An 11,758-nucleotide genomic window follows, 5' to 3' on the forward strand; every position below is an offset into this window, starting at 1 on the left:
CAGTGCCCTGGATTCAACTGACATTATCAAGTTCAGAAGAGCATGCACCCCAAGTGGGTGACATGCTCATGGCCAACGGTGCACAAGCAGTGACTTATCGCGATGGAGCTGATACGCCAATTTTCGAGCCACCACTGGGCGAAGTCTTGCTATGGCAACATACCTTAGTGACTGGCTTATTCGATGCCGATATCGATATGAAGCCTGTCGTGGCTAACTTAGAGAAAGCTAAAGTTCTACCCAAACCACTGCAGTACAAACTCGATGGACTTGAGGACAAAGACTGGGAACTCGAATGGATGGACAACTTCCATCCCATCCAATTTGGTAAACGGCTATGGATTTGCCCAAGTTGGCGCGATATCCCAGAGCCCGATGCCGTCAATATATTGCTAGACCCTGGTATGGCATTTGGCACCGGGACTCATCCAACTACGGCGATGTGTCTCGAATGGCTTGATAGCCATGTAAAAGGTGACGAGCAGGTTGTGGACTTTGGTTGCGGCTCTGGAATCTTAGGCATTGCCGCGCTTAAATTGGGCTCTGCTCATGCGCTGGGCATTGATATCGATAAACAAGCGTTAATATCGACACAGGAGAATGCTGAGCGCAATGATGTCGCCGATAAATTTGACGTCTACTTACCTGAACAGCATCCAAGCCTCCAAGCTGATATTGTATTAGCTAATGTACTTGCTGGTCCGTTGCGTGAGTTAGCTCATGTTATTAAAGAGTTCGTAAAGCCAGGTGGACGCCTCGTACTATCCGGCATACTGGCACGCCAAGCACAGTCGGTCATGGACGCTTACGCGCCGGAAATCGAATTTGAAACACCAACTCAACAAGAAGAATGGGTGATGTTGGCAGGATACCGCGCAGAGTGACTCTGCGCGACTTTTGTCAATAGTAAAAAATTAAAAAAAGACCTAATTTGCATACTTTTTAGCCTTTTCTTTATCCCATAAATTCCATAAAATTCTCTCCCTTTTCGCTGAGTAGTTTTTGACCGATGCGGATTGGTTCATATTCTTTGCCAAACAATCTGATTTTAGCGCCGATGGCGGGAGTCACTGACCAGCCATTCCGGCAACTTTGCTATAAGCTAGGTGCCGGTATGACGGTATCAGAGATGCTGTCGAGTAATCCGAAGGTTTGGCAAACAGACAAGTCAATGCAACGCATGGATCACTCTGGTGAGCTCGGTATTCGGTCAGTGCAAATAGCAGGTTCTGAGCCCGAGTTAATGGCTCAGGCAGCTAAAATAAACGTCAGCCAAGGCGCTCAAATTATTGATATCAATATGGGCTGCCCGGCAAAAAAAGTGAATAAAAAGCTCGCGGGTTCAGCGTTAATGCAACATCCGGAGCTTGTAGAACACATTTTAACAGCAGTGGTCGAAGCGGTTGATGTGCCCGTCACGTTAAAAACAAGAACGGGTTGGAACCCAGACCACAAAAACGGAATTGAAATTGCTCAGATTGCCGAGCGGTGTGGTATTCAGGCGCTAGCCATACACGGGCGCACACGTGCGTGCATGTATAGAGGTGAAGCAGAGTACAACACAATTCGTGCAATTAAAGACACAGTCTCGATTCCGGTCATTGCTAACGGAGATATCACGTCACCGGAGCAAGCAGCGCACGTGCTTAAATATACGGGTGCCGATGCCATCATGATTGGACGGGGTGCCCAGGGAAATCCTTGGATATTTAAGCAAATACAGCACTTCCTTGAGTACGGGGAGCACTTACAAGCACCTCCGCTCAACGAAGTCGCTCGCACTGTCGTAGAACATGTTAAAGCCTTACATCAGTTCTACGGCGAATATAAAGGTGTGCGCATTGCTCGCAAGCACGTTGGCTGGTATCTCAATGAGCGTCCTAACGGACGCGAATTTCGCCAAGCGTTTAACGGTATTGAAGAAGCTGAACAGCAGATTAATACCTTGGAACATTATTTTTTGTCACTGTAGGAAAGAGATAAGCGCATTATGTTTGATCAAAACCCAAATCGTGAGAATACATCTCCTTTAACCACTATTGGAAATAACTCACAACCTAAGCCGTTACGTGACTCAGTCAAACAAGCTATCAACAGCTTCTTACGTCAACTCGACGGTCAAGATCCTGAAGAGCTTTACGAGCTTGTTTTATCAGAAGTAGAAGCTCCACTGCTTGAAGAAGTCATGACCTATACTCGAGGGAATCAAACGCGCGCGGCCACTATGCTTGGCATCAACCGTGGAACTTTACGCAAAAAATTAAAGAAATATGGCATGAATTAATTGCCTATTACTTAAGAGCGCCTTCTGGCGCTCTTTTTTTTACTAAACTGTCCATTAATTGTAATTCAAATTAAGGCTTTATAATGACGACCCCAGCTATCAAACGTGCTCTTTTAAGTGTTTCAGATAAAACCGGTATCGTAGAGTTTGCCAAGCAATTAGCATCACGTGGTGTAGAACTCCTATCTACAGGCGGTACCGCAAAACTGTTACGAGACTCTGGCCTCACCGTCACTGATGTCTCTGATCATACCGGACACCCAGAGATTATGGATGGCCGTGTGAAAACGCTTCATCCCAAGGTTCATGGTGGTATTTTAGGTCGTCGCGATGTCGATCAGGTGGTGATGGATACTCACGATATTGCGCCTATCGACATGGTCGTTGTTAACTTATATCCATTCGCTAAAACTGTCGCGCAGGCGGACTGCAGCTTTGAGGATGCCATCGAAAATATCGATATTGGCGGTCCTACTATGGTTCGTGCGGCAGCAAAAAACCATAAAGATGTGACGATCGTGGTTAACAGTGATGATTATGAACTTGTTATCGCTGACATGGAGCAAAACAACGGCGCAGTGTCAGCCGAAAAGCGCTTTGAGCTCGCTGTGTCAGCGTTTGAGCACACCGCGCAATATGACGGCATGATTGCAAACTATTTAGGTGGTCGTCTGCGCAATGAAGCAGCATTCCCTCGCACCTATAATCTCCAGTTTAATCACAAGCAAAGCCTACGCTACGGCGAGAATAGCCACCAACAGGCCGCATTTTATACCGAACAAGATGCGCCGCGAGGTACGGTTTCGAGCGCAACACAATTACAAGGCAAAGCGTTGTCATTTAACAATATCGCGGATACCGATGCCGCGCTCGAATGCGTAAAAAGCTTTGTTGAGCCAGCCTGTGTCATCGTTAAACATGCTAACCCTTGTGGCGTTGCTGTCGCAGACACCATTGAACAGGCTTATCAACGCGCCTTTAAAACCGATCCCACATCCGCTTTTGGCGGCATTATCGCGTTTAACCGCCCGCTTGACGAAGCCACCGCTAAAGCAATCATCGACCAACAGTTTGTCGAAGTGATTATTGCGCCTTCGGTCAGTGAAGCTGCACAAAGCGTCATCGAATCGAAGAAAAATGTCCGTTTATTGGCGTGTGGAGAGTGGTCGCAGTCAACCGAGCAATGGGACTACAAACGCGTCGCCGGCGGCCTATTAGTTCAAGAAGCAGACGCGCAAGACGTGGATGAGTCACAGTTACGCGTCGTTTCAAAAGTTGCGCCAACCGATGAGCAAATGGCCGATCTGCGTTTCTGTTGGAAAGTGGCTAAATTTGTAAAATCTAACGCGATTGTCTATGCCAAAGACGGCGCGACAATCGGTGTTGGCGCCGGTCAAATGAGCCGCGTTTATAGTGCAAAAATAGCAGGCATAAAAGCTAACGACGAAGGTCTCAATGTGCCTGGCTCTGTTATGGCGTCTGACGCGTTCTTTCCATTCCGCGATGGTATCGATGCCGCTGCGGAGGCGGGCATTAAAGCGATTATTCAGCCAGGTGGCTCTATTCGTGACGAAGAAATTATTGCGGCTGCCGATGAACATGGCATTGCAATGGTATTTACGGGAATGCGCCATTTCCGTCATTAATCCGTAGGTAATAGTTAGACAGATTTGCAGCCCTGCCTCAGCAGGGCTAATCTATCTTCAACAACTACGGAGGAAGCAAAATGAAAACAAAATTGATGTTATCAATTGCCACGGCACTGACTTTAAGTGCTTGCGGGCAAGCGTCGAACGAAAATTCAGTCGGCTCTAGCATGACGTTAGAAAAAGCCGTTCAAGACGACAGCCGCACGGAACGCTATGTAGAGCGCGACGAAGCTCGTCATCCTGTTGAAACTCTTGAGTTTTTTGAGCTCGCTCCAACCATGACAGTGGTTGAGATCTGGCCAGGCGGTGGCTACTACACAGAAATTCTGGCGCCTTACTTAAGCGAAAGCGGTCAGCTCTACGCTGCGCACTTTCCGCAAAACTCGGGTAGCGACTATTACCAACGATCATTAGAAAAGTTCACGGATCGTATCCAAACCGAAGCGGTGTTCGGCAATGTCGAAATCACCGAGTTTGCACCACTGACTGATTTGGAAAGCGACATTGCGCCGCCTAACAGCGCTGACCGCGTACTGACATTCCGTAACTTACATAACTGGTACATGAGCGGCGGTGAAGAAGCAGTACGTGACGCATTCAAGCAGTTTTGGCGTGCGTTGAAGCCAGACGGTATTTTAGGTGTTGTTGATCATCGCCTACCAAAGGATGCGAGCGCGGATGCGATGGCCGAATCGGGATATATTCATCAACAATGGGTTATTGATATCGCTGAACAAGCAGGTTTTGAGCTTGTTGAAGCCAGTGAAATTAATGCCAACCCCAAAGATACGGCAGACCATCCTAATGGTGTCTGGAACCTACCACCTACATTAAATGTTAATGAAGGTGATGATGCCGAGATATACAAAGCGATTGGCGAGAGCGATCGCTTCACACTGAAGTTTAGAAAACCAACAACACAAAGGTAACACATGAAGATATTGGTAGTTGGTGGCGGTGGCCGCGAGCATGCGCTCGCATGGAAAGCCGCCCAGTCAAAACAAGTCACTGAGGTTTTTGTTGCACCGGGCAACGCGGGCACAGCCGATGAAGCGAACCTTAAAAATGTCAGCATCAGTGCTGAAGACATCGAAGGGTTAGCTGACTTTGCCCAAGAGAATGCGGTCGATCTCACCATTGTTGGTCCTGAGGCGCCGTTGGTAAAAGGTATCGTTGATCTTTTCCAGTCGCGTAAACTTGCGATTTTTGGTCCCTCTGCTGCAGCCGCACAACTCGAGGGCTCAAAATCGTTCAGTAAGGACTTTTTGGCACGTCACAACATTCCGACAGCCGCCTACGATACCTTTACGGATATTGCGGCGGCTAAAAGCTATGTACGTGACAACCAACTACCTATCGTCATAAAAGCAGACGGCTTAGCCGCAGGTAAAGGCGTCATTATTGCTGAAACCCTTGAGCAAGCCGATGCAGCAATTGACGACATGTTAGCTGGCAATAAATTCGGTGAAGCGGGCAGCCGTGTGGTCATCGAAGAATTTCTCACGGGCGAAGAAGCTTCATTTATCGTTATCGCCGATGGTAAAACAGCAGTCGCTTTTGCATCGAGTCAAGATCATAAAGCGCGCGATGACGGTGATAAGGGTCCTAATACCGGTGGTATGGGGGCTTATTCTCCCGCTCCCGTTGTCACCGATGAAGTCCACGAATGGGTTATGCAGCACGTCATTCAGCCCACCATCGACGGTATGGCAGCGGAAGGTACACCTTATGTTGGTTTTCTTTATGCTGGTTTGATGGTTGCTCCAGATGGTTCTGCCAAAGTGTTAGAGTACAACTGTCGCTTTGGTGATCCCGAAACACAGCCCATCATGATGCGCATGCGCTCGGATCTGGTCGAGCTTTGCGAGAAGGCGATTACAGGTCAGTTGGCGGGCGCTTCAGCTCGTTTTGATGAACGCACCGCTGTAGGCGTAGTGATGGCTGCTGGAGGTTACCCTGAGTCCTATAATAAGGGTGACGAAATTAAAGGCATCCCCGAAGCCACGGAGTCATACAAGGTTTTTCATGCTGGCACAAAATACGAGCAAGGTCGTTTGTTAACAAACGGCGGTCGTGTGTTGTGTTGCGTGGCACTTGGCGATGACGTCCAGCAAGCACAGCTTGAAGCATATCAATTAGTTAAACATATTCATTGGGATAACGTTTATTACCGCAATGATATTGCACACCATGCTATTAAACGTCTCGGTTAATAGCGAGTTTAAAAAGCGGCTGTCTAAGCCGCTTTTTAGTCCGGTTGTCACAAATTCGTCACTCAAATGAGATAAATTGACGCCATCGTTAATCAGTCAGCTCACTATGCATGTCGAATCGGGACGCCCTACTAGAACTCATTGAAAATGACCGTTTGTCACCTCTTTTTCAGCCAATATTTGACAATGCATCGCAAACAATTTTGGGATTTGAGGCGCTTATTCGCGGTCCTAAGGGACATTCGCTCGAGTTCCCTGACCAGCTCTTTAAACTAGCACAAGAGCAAGAGCTTCTCTCGGAGCTCGAATTAGCTTGCCGCAACGCAGCCATTCAACGCTTTGTACAACTTGAAACAGACGCTAAGCTATTCCTCAATGTTAATCCCAACGTACTTAAAGATGAGAGCCATCCCACAGGCAGCACGCTGCGACTTTCGGAACTACATGGGTTAGCACCGGAGCGCATCATTATCGAGCTCTCAGAACGTTATCCTATCGATGATACCGACTTATTATCTGAAGCTATCGCGCATTATCGCGCACTGGGACTGCGCGTTGCTATCGATGATTTAGGAGCGGGTTATTCGGGGCTCAAGTTATGGTCGGAGCTACAACCGGATTTCGTCAAAATCGACCGCTATTTTATAAAGGAACTACAACATGATGCGACTAAAAAGGAGTTTGTGCAGTCAATTATCAACCTTGCTCGCAATTTAAACGCAAAGGTCATTGCAGAGGGTATCGAAACTCAAGCAGAGTTAAAGCAGTTGAATGAACTGGGAATCCATTTGTATCAAGGTTTTTATCTTTGTCGGCCCGTTCAAAGCCCGCCCTTACACCCGGATTCACAACTGATAGAGCGTATTGCCAGCTCTCACCGACAAAATGGCGATACCATTGCTCAGTTAGTTAAAGATGCGCCTAGCATCCCATCAACGACAAAAGCGCATGTGGCGCTTGATTTATTCACCAATGACAAGCAACTCACCGCAATTCCCGTTGTCGACAACAGTAAGCCGGTAGGTATGTTGCGCCGCGAAGCGATTATGGAGCTATTCTCGGGATCTTATGGACGCGCTCTTTACGCCAATAAAGATGTCGTTCGAGTAATGGATAAGAATCCCATGATTGTGGACTGGCAAACACCGATCGATTTGGTCAGTAACAAAGTGACCGATGATTTTGATGTTGATATCTACAAACAATTTATTGTTACACAAAATAGTCGATTTCAAGGCATCGCGTCCATTCGAGATCTCTTGCGACGCATCACCGAAGTAAAAGTTCAGAATGCACGCTACGCTAATCCACTAACACTGTTACCGGGAAACGTGCCGATACACCGCACTATCTCCCAGTACCTCGATGAAAATAAAGCTTTTGAAGTCGCTTACTTTGATCTTAACAACTTCAAACCCTATAACGACGTTTACGGCTATTCGAAAGGCGACCGAGTAATATCGTGGGTGGGCGAGCTGTTACGCGAGATATTCGCTGAGAGTCATCACTTTATCGGTCATATCGGTGGCGACGACTTTGTCACTATCTCGCCTGTTGCTGTTACTAACAGAGATAAGTACCTCGACGTAGTGGCGCGTTTTGAGGCCAAAGTGAATGAGTTTTACTCGACTGCTGATCAAGCAAGGCAGTATATTTTGGCCAATGACAGAACGGGAGAACGTGCGCAATTCCCATTATTAGGCATTGCGATCGGTATTGTACAGCCAGACTACTATCGCTGTAACTCGTATCATGACGTTTCTGATTTAGCGGCAGAAGCAAAGAAGCGCGCAAAACAACAACAAAAAAGCGCCTGTTTTTTCAGTCACAGACGCTTTCCTCAATTAATCCTCGACGATTAAGTCATCTTCACTGTCAGTGGAGTAACCGAAATCTTCATCGGATAGTTTACCTTTACCATACATACTTGCCACCTTAGGGCGGTGTATGCGTGCTTGGTACTTTGCCCAAGCCTTTTCAACAACGGTTACTGGCGCTTGTTCACCACGAGCCGATGCGAGCAATGAGATATCTTCATCGCAGCCAGGCGTTAATTCACCCTGCAGTAAAGCAGTGATTAAACAGCCATATTGAGTTAGTGCGTCACTTTCTCGGATGGAAAAATCCCCAGAGCGAGAGAAACCATAGGGATAATTGCGGAAATCGTTAAACGGTTTTCTCAATAAAAATTCACGTGTAATTGCGGTCATGGCAAGCCCTTCCTACAGACTAAAACCTAACAAAAAGTCTGTCGCCTATAACGACAATGACGATATAGATGTAGAAAGAAAGTTTGTCAACGAAAAATTTATTTTTAAACGCAAATACCTGTGACTAACCAGTGACGGACAGCCAGACATGATGCAGACTTTTCCAGCTTAGCACGATACTGGTTAACATGATGATGGCTGCGAATGCGTTACCCACGATACTGTTTTTCATGTGTCCCATCGTCGACTGATTACACAACCACCAAATGAAACCGACGATAACCGGAAGTAAAATACCGTTAGCAACTTGAGCAAACCAGATCACTTTAATCGGCGATAGATCGAGGCTACTAATGACAACACCGAGCACTAGAATCGTTGCCCAAATGGCACGAAACGCAAAGCCTGTTAATGATTGCTTCCACCCCATGATGCCGCATAGCGCATAAGCAGATGCGAGTGGCGCAGTGGTGGCTGATGAAATACCCGCGGCACATAAGCCAAGCGCCATTAAGTACTTCGCTGAGTCACCGAACAGTGGTGCTAAGGCAACAGCAAGATCGCCGGCGGACTCAATAACGATGCCTTGAGCAAAAAAAGCGCTGGCAGCGGTCGCCAATATCGCCATGGAAATTAAACCGCCTAATGGAATCGAGATAAACGTATCGAGCCGAGCCTGTTTTACTCCGTCATCACCGGACCATTTATTTGCCACCGACGCGCTATGAAGAAATAAGTTGTAGGGCACCACCGTAGTTCCGACCAGCGCGATAACGGTGATAATACCGTCCGAAGGCCAACGCCAGCGCAGCAAGCTATCGGCCACACCGAGCCAGTTCGGATCGGTCAGCAAAAACGTGCCGATAAACGCGAGGCTCATTAACAAAACCAGCGTAATCAGCGCATATTCGATAAACTTGGCTTTGCCTTGCCAAAGAATAGCGGCTGCTAATACGCCAAAAACTAACGGCCACCCCTGAGCAAACCAATCCGACAATAACGGTACTTGCCCTAGCACTTCCTGCGCACCGAGTGTAGCGCCCGATAAGTTACCGCCTTGGTAAACACTGTTACCAACCACGATGGCCGCAATAATAAGTGTGAAGAAAAGAACACGCAGCCAAGGCGTGGTCATTTGGGAACGGATATTTTCACCAAGCCCGTTACCCGTAATGACGCCAATGCGCGACGCCATCTCTTGCAGAACAGCACAAATGACGGTGGAAAGCATCAATGCCCATAACAGCGCATAACCGAATTCAGCGCCAGCCAGCGAGGCCGTTACTACCGTTCCCGGACCTATGAATGCAGCTGCTACAAGCGCCCCGGGACCAAATTGCGATAGCTTCATCAACCTTCCTCGACTAACTCAAGTACTAACCAGTTATCTTCGATAGCTGCGTCTGAGTTATCAATTAAGTCATCCATGTGCGCATGCCCTTGCTCTGTTAATCCCATGACGCCAACCGCACAGTGACGACCACGTGCTTTGCCCGAATAAAGAGCAAGGTCCGCCAACTTTAGAGCGCTCTCCCAGTCTAGCTCAGCCTCACTGAAATGACTGAAAGGCAATGTAATGAATCCAATAGTGGCTGTCACCTCTATCTCTTTTTTCGAGGTCTCGACCGGTTCGGACGACACCGCGTGCTGAATACGCTTCACAAGCTCGATGAGCTGCTGCTGGTTAACGCGATTGAGGCAAAATAAAAACTCCTCTCCGCCCCAACGTACCAGGCTATCGTCCTCGCGACACAACTCTCGCAGACGACGACTCATCTCCACCAGCACTTCATCGCCTGTATGGTGTCCGTAGGTATCATTAATTCGCTTAAAGTTGTCAATATCGAGTAACACGAGACCAATTGGTGTGGTGACGTTTTGCTTTCTGCGCGCTTCCATCGCTAGTTGCATCGAGCGACGGTTCTCCAATCCGGTCAACGGATCGCGTTTGGTTTGCTCTGACAAAGCAACGTTGGCCTGCTGCAATTTACGGTTAGACTCTTTCACTTTGCGGTACAGCAACAGCAGCGCGAAGAATACAAAACCACCCAGAATAATGGCCAACCAAGTGATTATTGTTTGTTGACGATTATTCTCGATGACTTGCTCGCTCAGCTTATTACGCTGCTCCAACAAATCTATTCGCTGAGCTTTATCGCGATTATCATACAGTGCCTGCATTTCGGCTAACGCCTTACTTTGCGAATTCTGTAAGATTTTTTCTCGAATAGACTGTCGCTCTTTTAAAGCAACCGCCTGCTCTTTATACCGCTCCATAACTTCATAGGCTTGCGCAAGTTCCTTTAGCGTTTGTTCAAGCGCACTCAGTTGGTCGGTTTCGCGAAAATAGTCAACGACCCGTTTCATCTGTTGCAAACCCAAACTATCGCCTTGTCTCACAGCGATAAAACCTAGGTTAAATTCGACCGTGCGCACCATATCGTCGTAATCTATTGATTTGGCTAACGCCAAGGCTTCATTTAGATGATCTTTGGCTTTATCCAACTGCTCCAACCGCATGTACGAGTCGCCGAAATTATTCAATACGATGGCGCGTTGGTACGGAAAGTTCTCTGTATACTGATATGCCTTTTGTAGCGCCGTGAGTCCACGTTCATAGTTGCCAAGACTGGTATAGGCATAATACTGAGTAAACCAAAGTTCATAAGACAGGGCTGGAATAGAATTATCGCCGATTTCATCCAGTGCCTCCTGCGAGGTTTTCAACGCTAAATCCCATTGTTCAAGGCGTAACTGAATATCTGCAATGGATGACTTAAGGTACAATCGACGGCGAAGCTGACTAATACCTTCCATATGATCGAGCGCGGACTGTGCTTTAATTAAATAGCCCAACGCAACTTCATAGCGGCTCCACTGTGTGTAGAGTCGCGAAAGCAAGTTATAGGCGTAATAATTGATTCGAGGATTGCGCACTCGCGGCATAATTGCCTCGAGGTCGGGCACTTTAACAAAGGCTTTGTCGAGCTTATCTGCAAATACCAGTAAATCGATTCGATTGGCCAGTAATTCAGCTTTTAGATTCGCGTCACTACTCTGCTGAACCTCTTTTTCCAACCGATCTAAAATTTCATTCGCCTTATCATACTGTTCTTCATAGGCAAACTCGGATGCCCAGTAAGTAAGTGCTCTGACGCGTATGGCAAGGGGGGTCGTTGGCGAGAGCCGACTAATGACGGGCTGCAAAAAAGCTTTGCCGTCAAAATCATCAGCCACCGATTGATTAAGATATTCGTCGAGTTGCGACTCGATAGACTGAGGGGGTTGGTCCTCAACCGTACTCGCTTCGACTAAAGACGCATAGCCGACCAAGACAAAGCTCAGTAACAATAGACATAATGTATGCGTGAGTGACTCATGAGTTTTGACAAATTTCACGGA

The 11,758-nt window shown here is 47.4% G+C and carries 10 protein-coding genes; 7 read left to right on the plus strand and 3 right to left on the minus strand.

Annotation, left to right across the window (positions count from 1 at the left end):
- Window positions 1-2 precede the first annotated feature (2 nt).
- The 7 genes from prmA to BFR57_RS01025 all read left to right on the plus strand — a co-directional run bounded on the left by prmA (window position 3) and on the right by BFR57_RS01025 (window position 8,008).
- Entirely contained in the window at window positions 3-884 is an 882-nt protein-coding gene (gene prmA, locus BFR57_RS00995) for a 50S ribosomal protein L11 methyltransferase (RefSeq protein WP_071462216.1), read from the plus strand.
- Between the two features lie 125 nt (window positions 885-1,009).
- Entirely contained in the window at window positions 1,010-1,972 is a 963-nt protein-coding gene (dusB, locus tag BFR57_RS01000) for a tRNA dihydrouridine synthase DusB (protein WP_071462217.1), read from the plus strand.
- Between the two features lie 18 nt (window positions 1,973-1,990).
- A complete protein-coding gene (gene fis, locus BFR57_RS01005; RefSeq protein ID WP_006954357.1) occupies window positions 1,991-2,284 on the plus strand; it encodes a DNA-binding transcriptional regulator Fis in 294 nt (97 codons plus the stop codon).
- Window positions 2,285-2,367: 83 nt separating this feature from the next.
- A complete protein-coding gene (purH, locus tag BFR57_RS01010) occupies window positions 2,368-3,930 on the plus strand; it encodes a bifunctional phosphoribosylaminoimidazolecarboxamide formyltransferase/IMP cyclohydrolase (protein ID WP_071462218.1) in 1,563 nt (520 codons plus the stop codon).
- A gap of 80 nt (window positions 3,931-4,010) precedes the next feature.
- On the plus strand, window positions 4,011-4,862 hold the full coding sequence (locus BFR57_RS01015; RefSeq protein WP_071462219.1) for a class I SAM-dependent methyltransferase: 852 nt from the start codon (window positions 4,011-4,013) through the stop codon (window positions 4,860-4,862).
- Window positions 4,863-4,865: 3 nt separating this feature from the next.
- Entirely contained in the window at window positions 4,866-6,146 is a 1,281-nt protein-coding gene (gene purD / locus BFR57_RS01020; RefSeq protein WP_071462220.1) for a phosphoribosylamine--glycine ligase, read from the plus strand.
- A gap of 110 nt (window positions 6,147-6,256) precedes the next feature.
- On the plus strand, window positions 6,257-8,008 hold the full coding sequence (locus BFR57_RS01025) for an EAL domain-containing protein (protein WP_071462221.1): 1,752 nt from the start codon (window positions 6,257-6,259) through the stop codon (window positions 8,006-8,008).
- Here the strand turns inward: BFR57_RS01025 and BFR57_RS01030 are convergent.
- From BFR57_RS01030 to BFR57_RS01040, 3 genes are all read right to left on the minus strand, one after another.
- Window positions 7,991-8,356: a DUF413 domain-containing protein gene (locus BFR57_RS01030; protein WP_006954363.1), complete on the minus strand. Its 366-nt coding sequence runs from the start codon at window positions 8,354-8,356 to the stop codon at window positions 7,991-7,993. The genes BFR57_RS01025 and BFR57_RS01030 overlap by 18 nt on opposite strands.
- Window positions 8,357-8,480: 124 nt before the next feature.
- Complete coding sequence (locus BFR57_RS01035) at window positions 8,481-9,707, minus strand: NRAMP family divalent metal transporter (RefSeq protein WP_171903914.1); 1,227 nt, start codon at window positions 9,705-9,707, stop codon at window positions 8,481-8,483.
- Entirely contained in the window at window positions 9,707-11,755 is a 2,049-nt protein-coding gene (locus BFR57_RS01040; protein WP_071462223.1) for a diguanylate cyclase, read from the minus strand. Before BFR57_RS01040 ends, BFR57_RS01035 begins: the two co-directional genes overlap by 1 nt.
- Between the last annotated feature and the right edge of the window lie 3 nt (window positions 11,756-11,758).

Source organism: Idiomarina sp. MD25a (genome assembly GCF_001870515.1).
In the GTDB taxonomy this organism is placed as follows: Bacteria; Pseudomonadota; Gammaproteobacteria; order Enterobacterales; family Alteromonadaceae; genus Idiomarina.

What these genes read in the sequence shown, in the direction of transcription:
- dusB (WP_071462217.1), top strand. Translation starts at nt 1,010, where the DNA reads ATGCGGATTGGTTCATATTCTTTGCCAAACAATCTGATTTTAGCGCCG.
- fis (WP_006954357.1), top strand. Translation starts at nt 1,991, where the DNA reads ATGTTTGATCAAAACCCAAATCGTGAGAATACATCTCCTTTAACCACT.
- purH (WP_071462218.1), top strand. Translation starts at nt 2,368, where the DNA reads ATGACGACCCCAGCTATCAAACGTGCTCTTTTAAGTGTTTCAGATAAA.
- BFR57_RS01015 (WP_071462219.1), top strand. Translation starts at nt 4,011, where the DNA reads ATGAAAACAAAATTGATGTTATCAATTGCCACGGCACTGACTTTAAGT.
- purD (WP_071462220.1), top strand. Translation starts at nt 4,866, where the DNA reads ATGAAGATATTGGTAGTTGGTGGCGGTGGCCGCGAGCATGCGCTCGCA.
- BFR57_RS01025 (WP_071462221.1), top strand. Translation starts at nt 6,257, where the DNA reads ATGTCGAATCGGGACGCCCTACTAGAACTCATTGAAAATGACCGTTTG.
- BFR57_RS01030 (WP_006954363.1), bottom strand. Translation starts at nt 8,356, where the DNA reads ATGACCGCAATTACACGTGAATTTTTATTGAGAAAACCGTTTAACGAT.
- BFR57_RS01035 (WP_171903914.1), bottom strand. Translation starts at nt 9,707, where the DNA reads ATGAAGCTATCGCAATTTGGTCCCGGGGCGCTTGTAGCAGCTGCATTC.